Genomic DNA, 15,077 nt, shown 5'->3' with positions numbered 1-15,077 from the left:
CGGGCGGTGTGACGTGAACGGCACGGCCGTCCGGTCGGGAGCCATCAGGTGGCGCGCCTTACGTGAGTAATGCCCTATATAAAGAATGGCCCCGGACCCACAGGAACGGCTTACGGTGCCCTGACGGCGTGTGGGAAAAGCTGACGTCATACAAAGGAGACGTGCACAGCTGCATCCGCGTCGCGCCCTACGCGAGGCGCGCGTGACATGCGAGCCCCCGTGCGACCGACGACGTCAGCCGTTGCGACCGAGAACGACAGCCGTGGATCGAGGAGAGAAGCTGTGAGCACCGAGAACGAGGGCAGCGCGGTACCCCCGGCCCCGTCCGCTCCGCCGCCCCCGCCGGCGGATGCTCCCGCTGCCTCCGCTCCCCGGGGCACGCACCCGGGGGCGGCTCCGGCGGCCGGCGGCCCCTACGGCGCCCAGGGCTCCCACGCACACCAGGACCCCGGCCCGCACGGCGGCGCCCCGGCCGGTCCTCCCCCCGGCGAGTCCGGCTCCGCCCCCGACGCCTCCTGGCCCCCGCCCCCGCCGCCGTCCACCCCGTCGTACGGCGGCGACGGCGGTGCGGGGCACGGTGCCGCAGGCCACGGCGGTGGCTGGGGCAGCGGCTGGGGCACCCCGTACCAGCAGCCCGCGCCGAAGAGCGGCGGCGGGCGCGGACGCGTCGTCGCCGCGGTCCTGGTCGCCGCGCTGGTCGCGGGCGGTCTGGGCGGCGGCCTCGGCTACACGCTCGCCCGGGAGAACGACAGCGGCGGCTCGACGACCGTGTCGTCGTCCACCAGCGGCGGCAACGTCAAGCGCGACCCGGGCACGGTCGCCGCCGTCGCCGCGGCGGCGCTGCCCAGCACGGTCACCATCGAGGCCGCGAGCAGCAGCGGCGAGGGCGGCACCGGCACCGGCTTCGTCTTCGACAAGCAGGGCCACATCGTCACCAACAACCACGTCGTGGCGGACGCCGTCGACGGCGGCAAGCTGTCCGCGACGTTCCCCGACGGCAAGAAGTACGACGCCGAGGTCGTCGGCAACGCGCAGGGGTACGACGTAGCGGTCATCAAGCTGAAGAACGCGCCGTCGGACCTCAACCCGCTCACCCTGGGCAACTCCGACGAGGTGGCGGTCGGCGACTCGACCATCGCGATCGGCGCGCCCTTCGGCCTGTCCAACACGGTGACCACCGGCATCATCAGCGCGAAGAACCGACCGGTGGCGTCCAGCGACGGCAGCGGCAGCCAGGCCTCCTACATGAGCGCCCTGCAGACCGACGCGTCCATCAACCCGGGCAACTCCGGAGGCCCGCTGCTGGACGCGCAGGGCAACGTGATCGGCATCAACTCCGCGATCCAGTCGACCGGCAACGGCGGCTTCGGGACGGGGCAGGCCGGCTCGATCGGCCTGGGCTTCGCCATCCCGATCAACCAGGCCAAGTACGTCGCCCAGGAACTGATCAGGACGGGCAAGCCGGTGTACGCCAAGATCGGCGCGTCCGTCTCCCTGGAGGACACGGCGAGCGGCGCGAAGATCACCGAGGAGGGCGTGGGCGGCACCGAGCCCGTCGACCCGGGCGGCCCCGCCGACAAGGCCGGCCTGCGGCCCGGTGACGTCATCACCAAGCTCGACGACCGGGTCATCGACTCCGGGCCCACCCTGATCGGCGAGATCTGGACCCACAAGCCCGGCGACGAGGTCACGCTCACCTACGAACGCGGCGGCAAGCAGCGCACCACGGAACTCACGCTGGGCTCCCGCGTGGGCGACAGCTGACCCCACCCGCGTCCGTCGAACCCGTTACCCTTGTCCCCGCGCCGCCGATCACCGGCCGGCGCGGGGAGGTGTGCCCGAGCGGCCTAAGGGAACGGTCTTGAAAACCGTCGTGGCAGCGATGTCACCGTGGGTTCAAATCCCACCGCCTCCGCGTGGTGAGCACGAAGAACGGCTCCCGACCTGACCGGTCGGGGGCCGCTCTTGTGGGTGCGTTCAGATGTCAGACCCAACTCGTCCAGCCGAAGGTGACCTTGTACGCGGCGCGCACCGCGTTCCGCCCTCGCCTTCCGGTCAGGAGCCCTGCGGTCAGGGCGACGACGAACAGCCCTGCGAACGCGGCGGCGACGATCACGGCTGTGGCCCGTGACCAGGCCAGTCCCACCAGGACGCAGGCGAGGACCGTGACGGCCGCGCCGAGGTGGGCCGCCGGCATGTCCGTGCGGAAGAAGTCGCGCACCGAGTGGCGGGACTCGCTCATGAATACGTCGTATCGGGCTTTCGCCGCGTCCGGATCGGCGTGCGGCCCTTCCGGCCACTGCTGGTGCACGGCCACGCTCCCCTCGGTCGCTGGCCGGAAGCGTAGTGAGCGGACGGGTGAGGGCCGGTCAGGCCGGTGGTGGGAGGGGGCCGAGGTGGTGGGTGAGGCGGGTGCGGAGGAGGTGGTACTCGGCGTCGCGGCGGGGCGGGGGGCCCGTGGGGCGTTTCACGGTGCGGATGGACGTGATGGTCTGGCCGTCGCGAAACTGGTCGCGGGTCAGGTCCAGTTCGATGCCGCTGGGGAGGCGGTTCCACCAGTGGTAGCCGTACGGGGACCCGTCGCGGTGCACCTCGCCGACCACGAGGTCGCCGCCGAAGAGGTCGTTGACGACCAGGGTCGTGATGTCGCAGTGGCCCAACGCGGGGTTGCCCGGGTGCCAGTCGGGCAGGTCGTCGGGTGAGCAGGTGTCGGCCGCCCAGCAGGATCTGAGCGCCCGGTCCAGTCCGAGCAGGTTCCACGGCCGCCGGCCGACGGTCCCGTCGGCAGGGGTGTCCGCGCTCACGACACCGCCCGGATCAGGCGGAGCTGGCCGATCTCCGCGACGTTCTTCATCAGTTCGGCGTTCACCCAGGCGATCATGTCGGCCTTGGTGCGGGCCGGGTCGTGCGGCCAGGGGAAGGGCGCGGTGGCGTCCAGGTCCGCGTCGGTCACGCCGTCCAGGTACGCGAGCCATTCCGTACGCAGCGCGCGGAGCCCGTCGACGGCCGCGGCGCCCTCACCGGGCCAGGTGATCTCGGTCCGCTCCCGGGGGCGTACCCCGCGCGCGTGGTCCAGCGTCACGCGCCACCACCAGCCGATGTGCCAGCTCACCCAGGCGATGGTGGGCACCGGGACGGGGTCAGGTTCGGTCTCCGCCCAGTCGGGGACCCACGTGCCGTCGTCGGCGCGGCGCACGGTCCAGCAGTGCGGGGCCGGCTCCCAGAGGAAGTCCCCCGGCTCCAGACGCTCCAGGTGGTACTCGAACAGGGACCAGGTCAGGTCGAACTGCCGGCGCAGCAGACCGGTGCGCGAGGCGGCGGGGGAAGCGAAGGATGCGGTCACAGTTCCTCGTCGGTGGCGAGTCGCTCCCAGTCCACGTCCAGCAGGGCCGACTCCGCGTCGCAGCCCGAGGGGATGCGCGACGTCGGCTGGAACCAGACCACGGTGAGGCGGGAGCGGTACAGGGCACGGTCGTGGTCCGGGTCGAGCGCCTCGGAACGGAAGCTGCCGACGCAGGTCACGGCCGGCAGCACCTCCACCGGGCCGAAGGCGCCCGCGTACTGGTCGGGGTACTCACGCGGCGGCGGGATCAGATGTACCGGGCCGTCGGGGCAGGCATGTTCGGCGGACCGGAGCAGTCCGGCGATCGTGAGGTCGTTCAGCGGCTTGCAGGGGTATCCCTCGAGCACTTCGCCGTACGTCGACGACAGGCGCAGTTCGGTGAGGTCGACCGGGCGGCCCGAGGCGAGGACGACGCGGGAGAGTGCCATGGTCGGCACTTTAAGGCGCTGGTGCATGTGGGGCTTTCGATTTTTCGGGGTGTGAGCGCGAGCGTGAGGGGGCGAGCGGGCGGTTCGGTGGGGCGGCGAGCGGCGGTGTCAGTGGCCGGTCATGCGGGCGGCCGAGGCGATCGTCGCGCGGGCCTCGCGCTCGGGCAGACCCGTGGCGCGGGCCGCGTCGACCAGGGGATCCAGCAGGGCCGGGCCGATGCCGTCCTCGTAGGCGCGGCAGGCCGCCCAGAACAGCCGGGTGTTGCGCTGGCCCTCGTGCGCCCCGAGGACGAACTGGACCAGGCCCTGGCCGTGCCCGCCGGCGGACGGCGGTGTCGGGTGGTGCGCGCGGGGCGGAGGCAGGAGCAGGCGCAGCAGGGCGGGCGGGCAGGCGGCGGGGGCGAGGTGCGCGGTGCCGGGGGCGGCCGTGTACGTGCCGTGTTCCGTACGGGAGCCGGGGCCGACGAGGTAGCCGCCGGCTCCCCGGATGTCGATGCCGGGGGCGAGGCGCCCGGCGGAGTTGGGGACGACGACGTCGGGCGGGCCGCTCAGCCAGAGGTGGCGGCCGCCGCTCGGGGTGAGGACGACGACCGTGGGCGGGATGGTGAAGCGGTGGCGGGAGGCGAGGGCGCGCAGGGCGGCGGCGGGGTCCGTGCCGTTCTTCGTGTCCAGGTCCACGCCGACGAGGTGGTGCGGGGGCAGGCCGCAGGCGATGCCGTAGCCGGTGGCGCGGGGCGCGGCGGCGAACAGGGCGCGGATCCGGGCGGGGTCGGTGGACGCGTCGTACACGCCGTGGCCGAAGCGGCCGCACTCGCCGTGGCAGCGCGGTCGCGCCGGGCCCGGGTCGTCGCGGTGCGGGGAGCGCAGGGCCGGGAGCTTGGTGCGGGAGAGGGGGAGGACGGCCAGTCCGCGCTCGGCGGCTGACAGGGCGTGTGCGAGGGCCAGCGTCGTGGCCTGCCGGTCGGTGGTGGCCATGGATCTATTTTCGTACAGGCGTTCGAAGAAAGGAAGGGGGTGCGGTGCGGCACGCCCGGGGAGGGCGGGGTGTCGACGAGGTGCCGGAACGCTTCCTCCCTTGGGGTGCCGGGGCCGGCGCCGCCCGATGATCGACGGCTCGCAGATCAGGGTCGAGTAGGGGTTTATCGGCGGGTTCTCACGCTTGCGTGCGAATCACGGCTTCCGAGGTGGTTCGGCGGGATCCGATGGGCAATCCTGATCTTGCGACGTCGTGCACAGCACCAGGGTGGGGGGACAACTTCCCTGGTGAAAGCCGTAGTTCACGCATGGTCGGCCACGAGCCGGTGCGTTCTTGGTTCTGGAGGGAACACAACATGGCAAGCATCCGTACCGCCCGCGTCATCGCCGCCGTCTCCGCGCTCCCGCTCGCGGCCGCTCTGTTCGCCGGGGTCGCGACGGCGGACAACGGCGCCCTCGGTACCGGAGTCGGCGGAGACAACTTCGGCAACTCCGCCACGACCCAGCAGCAGGCCACGGGCTGGGGCGCCGAGAACGAAAGCAATACCGCCCAGGTCAACGGCTCCGCGTTCACGAACGTCAACCAGGGCGAGGACAACGTGGCCATCAGCTTCGCGCCCTTCTGGTGGCCCGCGATCTGACGGAGAGGGGGGCTCCGGCAGAGAGGGGGGTTGTACGACCAGGGGGGAGGAGGACGCCCGTGCGGCGGCGCCACGGTGCCGCCGCTCAGGCGTCGCCCGGGGGCGCAAGGCGTCGCCCGCGGCCGGTCGCGCGCCGGGTGCCGCCCCTCAGGGGCGACCCGCAGGACCCCTCATCCGCTCGTCCACCTCCAGTAGGTGGGGCGGACCCCACCCCTACAACCTGAGGGGGATCCGGCTTCGGGACCTGCGGCCGATCCGCCGGGCGGGGCCCGCTCATAGCGTGGACGACATGACCACACCCGTCTGCACCAGAGCTTCGAACGCCGCTGCTCCGGCGACGCAGACCCTCCCGTACGCGTCCTTCTCGTCGTACATGAGGGCCCGCCAGCCGGTGCTCCTGCGGACCGCCCGGTCGCTGACCGGAAACCCGAGCGACGCGGAGGACCTGCTGCAGACCGCGCTCGCCAAGACCTACGTCGCCTGGGAGCGGATAGAGGACCACCGGGCGCTCGACGGCTATGTGCGCCGCGCGCTGGTGAACACGCGCACCTCGCAGTGGCGCAAGCGCAAGGTCGACGAGTTCGCCTGCGACGAGCTGCCCGAGCCCGACCCGGTGCCCGGCGGCGACGACCCCGCCGAGCAGCAGGCGCTGCGCGACGCGATGTGGCGGGCGATCATGCGCCTGCCGGCACGGCAGCGGGCGATGGTCGTGCTCCGGTACTACGAGGATCTCAGCGAGGCGCAGACGGCCGAGGTGCTCGGCGTCTCGGTCGGGACGGTGAAGTCGGCCGTGTCGAGGGCGCTCGGCAAGCTCCGTGAGGACGCTGAGCTGGGGCTTGTTCGAAAGTGAGGGGGGATATGGGCAGAACCTGACGGGAAACGTCGAACGGCGGAGCGTGATCGATCATCCGCTCCCCTAGTGACATACCGCGCGGTATGTGCGCACAATCAGCGCAACCCGTACCGACGCCAGGCAATGTCGCCCAGGAGGACGCCGTGCTGAGCACCATGCAGGACGTACCGCTGCTGATTTCGAGGATCCTGACCCATGGGTCGTCGATCCACGGCACTTCGCAGGTGATCACCTGGACCGGCGAGGGAGCCCCGCAGCGTCGTTCCTACGCGGAGATCGGCGCCCGCGCGGCCCAGCTGGCGCACGCCCTGCGCGAGGACCTCGGTGTCACCGGCGACGAGCGGGTCGCCACCCTGATGTGGAACAACGCCGAGCACGTCGAGGCGTACTTCGCCATCCCCTCCATGGGAGCCGTGCTCCACACCCTGAACCTGCGCCTTCCGGCCGAGCAGCTCGCGTGGATCGTCAACCACGCCGCCGACCGGGTGGTCATCGTCAACGGCTCGCTGATCCCCCTGATCGCCCCGCTGCTGCCGCACCTCAAGACCCTGGAGCACGTGGTCGTCTCCGGCCCCGGCGACCGTTCCGCCCTGGCCGCCGCCGACGTCCAGGTGCACGAGTACGAGGACCTGCTCGCCGGCCAGCCCGTCGCCTACGACTGGCCGGAGCTGGACGAGCGGGCCGCCGCCGCCATGTGCTACACCTCCGGGACGACCGGCGACCCCAAGGGCGTGGTCTACAGCCACCGTTCGATCTACCTGCACTCGATGCAGGTGAACATGACCCAGTCGATGGGGCTGACCGATCAGGACACCTCCCTGGTCGTCGTCCCGCAGTTCCACGTGAACGCCTGGGGCCTGCCGCACGCCACCTTCATGTCCGGCGTCAACATGCTGATGCCGGACCGCTTCCTGCAGCCCGCCCCGCTCGCCGAGATGATCGAGAGCGAGAAGCCGACCCACGCCGCCGCCGTCCCCACCATCTGGCAGGGCCTGCTCGCCGAGCTCACCGCCCGCCCGCGTGACGTCTCCGCCCTCACCCAGGTGACCATCGGCGGCTCCGCCTGTCCGCCCTCCCTGATGGAGGCGTTCGACAAGCTGGGCATGCGGGTGTGCCACGCCTGGGGCATGACGGAGACCTCCCCGCTCGGCACCGTCGCCCGCCCGCCGGCCCACGCCGTGGGCACCGACGAGGAGTGGGCCTACCGGCTGACCCAGGGCCGCTTCCCGGCCGGCGTCGAGGCCCGCCTCACCGGCCCCGGCGGCGAACGCCTCCCCTGGGACGGCGAGTCCGCGGGTGAGCTGGAGGTGCGCGGACCCTGGATCGCGGGCGCCTACTACAACGGCCCCGACGCCGAACCCCTCCGCCCGGCCGACAAGTTCAGCGAGGACGGCTGGCTCAAGACCGGTGACGTCGGCACCATCAGCGCGGACGGCTTCCTCACCCTGACCGACCGCGCCAAGGACGTCATCAAGTCGGGCGGTGAGTGGATCTCCTCGGTGGAGCTGGAGAACGCGCTGATGGCGCACCCGGACGTCGCCGAGGCCGCCGTGGTCGCCGTCCCCGACGACAAGTGGGGCGAGCGCCCGCTGGCCACCGTCGTCCTCAAGGAGGGCGCCACCGCCGACTTCACCACCCTGCGCGCCTTCCTCCAGGAGGAGCGCCGGGTCGCCAAGTGGCAGCTGCCGGAGCGCTGGACGGTGATCGAGGCGGTGCCGAAGACCAGCGTGGGCAAGTTCGACAAGAAGGTGCTGCGCCGGCAGTACGCGGAGGGGACGCTGGACGTCACGCGGATCTGACCGGAGCGGATGAGGGACCGGACGTGCGCCGGGCGGTAGCGCGGGAAGCGCCCACCGCCCGGCGCGGTGCTGTTGGGGCTCTTGCCCCGGGGGCGGTCACTCCACCGCCACCCATCTCGGTGAGAAGGGCCTGACCGGCATCCCGGCCGTGCCGGCATCGGCGTACGGCCAGTTGCTCCCAGCGTCCAGCGGACGGTCGTCGGCCCGAAGTCCCGGAGTCCCGAAGTCCCGAAGTCGCGGGGTCCGGAGTCCCGGAGTCTCGGGCCCCGGGCCCGGCGGACGTCAGTTCGTCCCGATGCGGGAGAGCAGGTCGACGATGCGGTCCTGCACCTCGTCGCTGGTGGACCGCTCCGCGAGGAACAGCACCGTCTCACCGGAGGCCAGGCGGGGCAGGTCCGCCGCGTCGACGGCGGCCGTGTAGACCACCAGCGGGGTGCGGGTGAGCTGCCCGTTCGCCCGCAGCCAGTCGATGATCCCGGCCTGACCGGCCTGTCGGTGCACCTGCATCAGGTCCATCACGACCAGGTTGGGCCGGAACTGACCCGCCAGCGCCACCGCGTCGGCGTCGCTCGCGGCCCGCGCGACCTGCATGCCACGCCGTTCCAGCGTGCCGGTCAGGGCCAGTGCGATCTCCGCGTGCTCCTCGACCAGCAGCACGCGCGGCGGGTGCTGCTCGCTGTCCCGCGGGGCGAGCGCCTTCAGCAGCACGGCGGGGTCGGCCCCGTACGCGGCGTCGCGGGAGGCCTGTCCGAGTCCGGCCGTGACGAGCACCGGCACCTCGGCGGCCACCGCCGCCTGACGCAGCGACTGCAGCGCGGTCCGCGTGATCGGCCCGGTCAGCGGGTCGACGAACAGGGCAGCCGGGAAGGCCGCGATCTGTGCGTCGACCTCCTCGCGCGAGTGCACGATCACCGGCCGGTAGCCGCGGTCGCTCAGCGCCTGCTGCGTCGACACGTCGGGTGCGGGCCACACCAGCAGCCGTCGGGGGTTGTCCAGCGGCTCCGGCGGCAGTTCGTCGTCCATCGGCTGCGGACGCGGCGGGTCCGCCACCTCCACGGCGCCGCCCGGACCGTCCAGCGGCTCGGGTCCCTCGGCGGCGTCCGCGTCGGGCGCCCCTATCGCGTACGAGCGTCCGGTGCCCTCGGCGGAGGGCGTGAGCCGGGACTGACCGGCCGGCGTCGGCTGCGGCTGTGCCGGGGGCTGGGCGAGGGCGGTGGCCGGTGCGTGGTCGGGCTGCGCGGGCTCGGCCGTCGGGTGCGGGCGGGCACCCTGGGTGCCGGGAGCCTGCGGACCGGCGGGCGTCTGGCCGTTCGCGGCGGCAGCCGCGTCGGGACGCGTGCCGAGCTTGCGGCGGCGTCCGGAGCCACCCGGCTGGTGCGGGGGAGGCGTGGCCGACGCCAGCGGCTGCTGGACCTGGGCGGCCTGCCGGTTGAACGGCACGCCCTGCCCCAGCGTCCGCACGCTGATCGCCCGGCCCTGCGTCGAGTTGGGGTCCACCGGCGCGGCGGCCTCGGCGGGCAGCGGCTGGGCGGCGGCCCGCCGGTCCGGGGCCGGAGCGCCCTCGGGCGGCAGCGGCGTACCGCCGGACGGCGTGGGCTGCGCGGCGTTCGGTACGGGCGTTCCGGCGCCGGAGGTGTCACCGGCGGCGGGCCACTGCTGCGGGGCCGGGGCGCCGGCGGGCGGGGTGCCCTGCGCGGGCGGGGCCTCGGCGGGCAGTGGCTGCGCCGGCGGGAGCGGCGCTCCTGCCGCGGCGGAGTTCTGAGCCGGTGCCTGCGCGGCGTCGGCCGGGGCGGGCGCACCCTGCGGGGGCACCGCCCCCCACTGCTCGGGGGTGCCGGGAGCGGGGACGCCAGGTGCCTGCCCCGCCTCGGCGGAAGGAGCGACCGCGCGCCGGCGACGGCCCGTCGGCGCGCTGGTGGGGTGCGGCTGCGGCGGGGTGTGGTCCTCGGCCTGGTCGTGCGGCACGGCGTCGTGACGCCCGGCGTCGGCCGGCCCGGCGGCGGGCGCGGGAGCCCCTGCGGCAACGGGCTGCGCGGGCTGCCCCGCGACCTGCGGCGCCGGTGCGGCGGCCTGCGGCGGCTGCCCGCCAGCCTGCGGCACCTGAGCGGCCGCGGTCTGCTGCGGGGTCGGCGGAACGGGCTGCGAAGCCTGCGGGTTCGCAGCGACGGGCTGAAGATGCGGTGCGACGGGCTGGGCCTCGGACCCGGGGACTCCCGCATGGGGCGGCACAGGCTGCGCCGCCGAAGCGACGGGCTGCGGAGCCTGAGGCATCTGCGGAGCCTGGGGGACCTGCGGAGCGTGCGGCATCTGCGGAGCGTGCGGCGCTTGAGGAGCCGCCTGCCCGTCCGGCACCGCACCCGGCGCCACCGGCCCGCCCGCCTGAACGCCCTGCCCGCCCGCGACCTGACCCGGCGCCACGGGAACCTGCGCGCCCCCCGCCCCCTGCGCCGGAACCGTCGCCTGCGGAACCGGCCCGGCACCCTGCGCTCCCGGAACCCCGGCCTGCGGTGCCTGCCCCACCACCTCGGCCTGCCCGTCCGGCGAGGTCCGTCCGGCCGGCGAGGTCTGCTCGTCCTGGTCCGCCCCGGCCGGCGGCAGCGCGAACACCGTGCGAGGGGCCGCCTCCTGGGCCGCTGCCCGCTCGTTCGCGGCGGCCAGCGCCCGTCGGCGCCGTCCCGTCGGCTGTGACTGCTGCTGGCCGGGACCCGAGCCCTGCGCCGGGACGTGCACCGCGACCCCGGCCTGCGCTGCGCCGTCGGTCTCGGCGGCCGCGGGCAGTGCCGGTGCCAGCGCGGGCTGGTCACCGGCCGCGCGCCGGGCACGCCGCCCGGACGGTGCGGGCATTCCCTGCGGCGGTACGGTCCCGCCCAGCCCCGTGTTGGACGCAGCGGCGCCCGCGGCATGCTCGGCGGCGGTGACGACGGCGCCCTCGGACACCCCCGCCCCTCCCGCTCCCGCGAGTTCGACCTCCGCGCCCGCCGCGGCCTCGGCGGGCCTGCCCCGCCGCCGCCCGGTGCCGCCGGACCCGCCCGCGCCCTCGCCGGACGCCTGGGCCGGAAGCTGGGCCTGCGCGGGTTCCGCGCCGGCCGCCCGGCGCCTGCGCCGGCCGGTGGGCTGCGCGGCCTCCGTGGCGGGGGCGTCGTCACCGCCCGGGGTGTCGCTCTCCAGGAAGGCGTCGACGGACGCACGCCGCGCCCGGCGCCGTCCGCCGCTCGGCGCCGGCTCGGCCGGAGCGGCGCTCTCCTCGGCGGGCACCGCCGCGTCCTGCTGCGCGGCCGGCACGACGCCCGCCCCGCCGCCGATCGGCACCTCGAGCACGAACGCGCTGCCGCTCATCCCCGGCACCTCGTGCGTCTGCAGCACACCGCCGTGCGCCCGGACGATGCCGCGCACGACGGGCTCGTGCACCGGGTCGCCGCCGCCGTACGGGCCGCGCACCTCGATGCGGACGACCTCGCCGCGTTGCGCCGCCGCGACCACGACCGTGTTGTCCAGGTAGCCGCCCGCCGACAGGGGCGTGTTGCCGGTCGCGTCGACGCCGGCGACGTCGGCGACCAGATGGGCGAGGGCGGTCGCGAGCAGACGCGGGTCCACCTCGGCCTCGATGGGCGGGGCGTGGACGGCGAACTGCACCCGGCCGGGGCCGATCAGCTCCACGGCACCGTCGACACCGGCCGCGACGACGGCGTCGAGCATCACCTTGGTCCGGGCGATCTGCTCGGTGCCGGCGTCCAGCCGCTGGTAGCCGAGGACGTTGTCGATGAGGGTGGTGATCCGGGAGTAGCCGGCCGAGAGGTGGTGGAGGACCTGGTTGGCCTCGGGCCACAACTGCCCCGCGTCGTCGGCGGCCAGCGCGGCCAGTTCGCGGCGCAGTTCGTCCAGCGGGCCGCGCAGGGACCCGCCGAGGAGGGTGAGCAGCTGGTCGTGCCGGGCGGCGAGGGCCTCGTAGCGGTCCTTCTCGCGCTCACCGAGGGCGGCGTACCGCTCCTCGTACGCGGCGAGTTCCTCCGCGTGCTTCTCGTGGAGCTCCTCCACCTCGGTGACATGGCTCTGCCGCAGGGCGGTCAGCTCGGAGCCGTGCTCCTCGGCGAGCCGCTCCAGCTCCTCGGCGTGCGCCCGCTCGGCGTCCTCCTTCTCCTCGAGCAACGCGTCGTAGGGGCGGCGGTCGAGGAAGGTCATGACCGCGCCGACGAGCTGGTCGCCGTCGCGTACCGGCGCGGTGGTCAGGTCGACCGGCAGCTTGTCGCCGTTCTTGGCGTAGAGGACCTGGCCGCGCACCCGGTGCTTGCGCCCGGAGCGCAGGGTGTCGGCGAGCGGGGACTCGGAGTACGGGAAGGGGGAGCCGTCGGCGCGTGAGTGCAGGACGAGCGTGTGCAGCTCGCGTCCGCCGAGCTCGCCGGCCCGGTAGCCGAGGATCTGGGCGGCGGCCGGGTTGACCAGGACGATCCGCCCGTCGGTGTCGGTGCCGACGACGCCCTCGGAGGCGGCCCGCAGGATCATCTCCGTCTGCCGCTGCGAACGGGCCAGCTCGGCCTCGGTGTCGACGGTGCCGGAGAGGTCGCGGACGACGAGCATCAGCAGCTCGTCGCCGCTGTAGCCGTAACTGTCGTACGTGTGTTGGGTGTTCTCCAGATTCGCACTGGTGACCTCGACCGGGAACTCGGTCCCGTCGGTCCGCCGGGCGATCATCCGGGTCGGCTTGGTGCGTCCGCGGGGGTCGATGTGGTCGGGCCGCCGCATGGAGCCGGGGATGAGTTTGCTGTCGAACTCCGGCAGCAGGTCCAGCAGGCCCCGCCCCACCAGAGCGGTGCCTGGCGCCTCGAACGCCTCCAGCGCGATGGTGTTGGCGTTGACGACGGTCCCGTTGGCGTTGACCAGCACCAGGGCGTCGGGAAGCGCGTCCAGTATGGCTGCGAGGCGAGCAGCGCCTCGGGATGGCCTGCTGCTCACGAGACGCTTCCTCCCTGTTACCGCGACGTGCCGACCGCTCGGGCCATCTTGCCAACCTGCCCGCAACGTGTCACGCGAGGGAGTCTAAGGGCTGGGGTTGCGCCCGCGACGCCGGATGGGACGGACGTCGCACCGTGAGGTGACGGTGATGTGACGCCCGGTACGCCCGGCACCCGCGACTGCCTGCGCCGACGCCCCGCGAACCTTCGCCGGACCTTTACGCCCCCTGTGCACCGACTGTCCGCCCCGTCTCGGGCAGCAGCGGCACCAGCCGGTCCCAGCGGGTGATCGCGCAGCCGTTCGTACGGTCGTACGTCGCGTCGACGGGGCGGCCGGCCCAGGTGCCCGTGATCCGGGCGGTGGCGGGCCCGCCGTACTGCATGGTGCACACGGCGTCCCGCGGCTGCGGGGCGAAGGCGTCCTCCCCCCACCGGGTCTGCCGCTGGACGGCCGCGCAGGCCCCGCCGGGGTCGGGGTGGCTGCCCCCACTGGGCCGGCACCGCACCTCGTACGTCCCGTCCGCCCCGTCGCCCGCGTCGCGCACGGTGACGGTGAGACGGTCGCCGGGCGGATCCGACGGCCGGGCCTGCGCCGGGGAGGGCGTGGCGGCGAGTGAGGCGACGACCGCGACAAGGGCGGCGCCGGCGGCGGTGAGCCGGCGCTTCGGCGACCGGAGGGCGGCCGGGGTCCGGGCCGGGGACATGGCGTGCTCTGCGAGGGGAGACATGCCGTGATCAACGCGCCGGCGCGCGGGACGTTGCGCCACGACGACGTGCCGGTCGGAAGGGCTTTGCCCTGCGGGCTCCCCGCCTAGTACCGTGGGGGGCGATTGGTGACACCCCAAGCGGTTGTGTCATCATCGGCACGCACCGCCCACTCGCGCCCACGCGTGACAGGTTGTGCATGGAGGCGTCGCCTAGTCCGGTCTATGGCGCCGCACTGCTAATGCGGTTTGGGTCTTAAAGCCCATCGAGGGTTCAAATCCCTCCGCCTCCGCCCCGATGACGAAGCCCCGGCCCCAGCGGCCGGGGCTTCGTCGTTGCCGCCCTCGACAGTCCACGTTTGTGCAGGTCACAAGGGGTAGGGCTAACGGATTTCACATGGCGGCGGCAGTCATGTAATGTTCTTCCTGTCGCCGCGAGCGGGCCGAAAGGGCCGGGAAGCGGCGGTAAAACTGAAGAGACAAGCACTCGTAGCTTAACGGATAGAGCATCTGACTACGGATCAGAAGGTTGCAGGTTCGAATCCTGCCGAGTGCACACAGGCCAGAGGCCCCGGAGAGATCCGGGGCCTCTGGCGTTTCAGGACGTACAGCAGCGAAGTACGGCAACGGGGTCGAGTCCGGAGCGTCGGCCCGGCTCACGGCTAGGGTGTCCGCCATCGCACGGCGACCGGGGGGTCGAACTCCCGTGTGATGCGGGAGGGGCGCTCATGAGGATCAAGATTGTCGGGGCGGGGATCGCCGCCGTGGTGCTGGCTGCACTCGCGGGATGTGGCAGCGGGGCGGCTGAAGATCAGCTCTCGTCCGAAGAGTTGCAGGGCCGGTGGTGGACCTGGGCGTCGACGGAGCCTGCCCCGACGAACCCGGTCGCCGATCAGGACGGGAGCGCGTGCGAGCGGAACCAGCCGCGGGACGTGTGGTTCCTCGCCGGCACGTTCGGCACCCAGGTCGAGCGCGCGTGCACCGTTCCTGACGGGGTGCCCCTTGCCTTCCCCCTCGTCAACGTGATCGGTTCATCAGGGGACTGCGCGGCCTTCATGAGGACAGCCAAGGGGTCCGCCGTCCTGGACGGCGAGGAAGTCGACCCGGACGCCCATCAAGCTGAGACGATCGAGATCCGAAGTGCTGTCGACAACCCGGTCACCGGCACGGACGGGTACTTCACCGCCACCGGGTGCGGACTGTGGGTCCAGCTGCCCGCGCTGAAGGCCGGAAAGCACACGCTGGAGATCCGCGGCCAGTCGGACGACTTCTCGGTCGGTGTGGACTACACCCTGACCGTGGACGCGGCGTAGCGAGTGCGCACGGACCGAGGGCCCCGGAGAGATCCGGGGCCCTCGGTGTTGTGGGGGCGGGCGGCGGTGGAG

At 73.6% G+C, this 15,077-nt stretch carries 12 protein-coding genes and 3 tRNA genes; 8 read left to right on the top strand and 7 right to left on the bottom strand.

Annotated features, from left to right (window positions below; all coding sequences use genetic code 11):
• Positions 1 to 282 precede the first annotated feature (282 nt).
• Positions 283 to 1,764 (top strand): trypsin-like peptidase domain-containing protein, encoded by a 1,482-nt coding sequence (locus B100_RS0119945; RefSeq protein WP_024886189.1) that lies wholly within the window; start codon positions 283 to 285, stop codon positions 1,762 to 1,764.
• A 64-nt stretch (positions 1,765 to 1,828) separates the two neighbouring features.
• Positions 1,829 to 1,915, top strand: a tRNA-Ser gene (locus tag B100_RS0119940).
• Positions 1,916 to 1,984: 69 nt separating this feature from the next.
• On the opposite strand, the gene B100_RS34030 is transcribed toward B100_RS0119940, so the two are convergent.
• From B100_RS34030 to B100_RS0119915, 5 genes are all read right to left on the bottom strand, one after another.
• Positions 1,985 to 2,242, bottom strand: a complete 258-nt coding sequence (locus tag B100_RS34030; protein WP_037723143.1) for a hypothetical protein — start codon at positions 2,240 to 2,242, stop codon at positions 1,985 to 1,987.
• 127 nt (positions 2,243 to 2,369) lie between these two features.
• On the bottom strand, positions 2,370 to 2,804 hold the full coding sequence (locus B100_RS0119930; protein WP_024886187.1) for a YunG family protein: 435 nt from the start codon (positions 2,802 to 2,804) through the stop codon (positions 2,370 to 2,372).
• A complete protein-coding gene (locus tag B100_RS0119925; protein WP_024886186.1) occupies positions 2,801 to 3,343 on the bottom strand; it encodes a DinB family protein in 543 nt (180 codons plus the stop codon). The genes B100_RS0119930 and B100_RS0119925 overlap by 4 nt, the downstream gene beginning before the upstream one ends.
• The gene (locus B100_RS0119920; protein ID WP_024886185.1) at positions 3,340 to 3,771 is read right to left on the bottom strand and encodes a hypothetical protein; all 432 of its coding nucleotides are present in this window, start codon (positions 3,769 to 3,771) and stop codon (positions 3,340 to 3,342) included. The genes B100_RS0119925 and B100_RS0119920 overlap by 4 nt, the downstream gene beginning before the upstream one ends.
• A 108-nt stretch (positions 3,772 to 3,879) precedes the next feature.
• Positions 3,880 to 4,746 (bottom strand): bifunctional DNA primase/polymerase, encoded by an 867-nt coding sequence (locus B100_RS0119915; RefSeq protein ID WP_024886184.1) that lies wholly within the window; start codon positions 4,744 to 4,746, stop codon positions 3,880 to 3,882.
• Between the two features lie 356 nt (positions 4,747 to 5,102).
• Between B100_RS0119915 and B100_RS0119910 the strand changes: the two genes are divergently transcribed.
• From B100_RS0119910 to B100_RS0119900, 3 genes are all read left to right on the top strand, one after another.
• Positions 5,103 to 5,387, top strand: coding sequence for a hypothetical protein (locus B100_RS0119910; protein WP_024886183.1), 285 nt, complete (start codon positions 5,103 to 5,105; stop codon positions 5,385 to 5,387).
• A gap of 289 nt (positions 5,388 to 5,676) precedes the next feature.
• Entirely contained in the window at positions 5,677 to 6,237 is a 561-nt protein-coding gene (locus B100_RS0119905) for a SigE family RNA polymerase sigma factor (RefSeq protein WP_024886182.1), read from the top strand.
• 86 nt (positions 6,238 to 6,323) lie between these two features.
• The gene (locus B100_RS0119900; RefSeq protein WP_051490023.1) at positions 6,324 to 8,039 is read left to right on the top strand and encodes a long-chain fatty acid--CoA ligase; all 1,716 of its coding nucleotides are present in this window, start codon (positions 6,324 to 6,326) and stop codon (positions 8,037 to 8,039) included.
• A gap of 282 nt (positions 8,040 to 8,321) precedes the next feature.
• On the opposite strand, the gene B100_RS0119895 is transcribed toward B100_RS0119900, so the two are convergent.
• Positions 8,322 to 12,989, bottom strand: coding sequence for a PAS domain-containing protein (locus B100_RS0119895; protein ID WP_078541026.1), 4,668 nt, complete (start codon positions 12,987 to 12,989; stop codon positions 8,322 to 8,324).
• A gap of 217 nt (positions 12,990 to 13,206) precedes the next feature.
• A complete protein-coding gene (locus B100_RS0119890; RefSeq protein ID WP_024886179.1) occupies positions 13,207 to 13,692 on the bottom strand; it encodes an SSI family serine proteinase inhibitor in 486 nt (161 codons plus the stop codon).
• Positions 13,693 to 13,894: 202 nt separating this feature from the next.
• Between B100_RS0119890 and B100_RS0119885 the strand changes: the two genes are divergently transcribed.
• The 3 genes from B100_RS0119885 (at position 13,895) to B100_RS0119875 (ending at position 15,005) form a co-directional block, all read left to right on the top strand.
• Positions 13,895 to 13,985, top strand: a tRNA-Ser gene (locus tag B100_RS0119885).
• A gap of 190 nt (positions 13,986 to 14,175) precedes the next feature.
• Positions 14,176 to 14,248: transfer RNA gene (locus tag B100_RS0119880), tRNA-Arg, on the top strand.
• 172 nt (positions 14,249 to 14,420) lie between these two features.
• Complete coding sequence (locus B100_RS0119875) at positions 14,421 to 15,005, top strand: hypothetical protein (protein ID WP_024886178.1); 585 nt, start codon at positions 14,421 to 14,423, stop codon at positions 15,003 to 15,005.
• Positions 15,006 to 15,077 lie beyond the last annotated feature (72 nt).

This window comes from Streptomyces sp. CNH189, from assembly GCF_000527195.1.
Note: the sequence above shows the minus strand (reverse complement) of the source record. Positions and strands in the feature narration are given on the sequence as shown.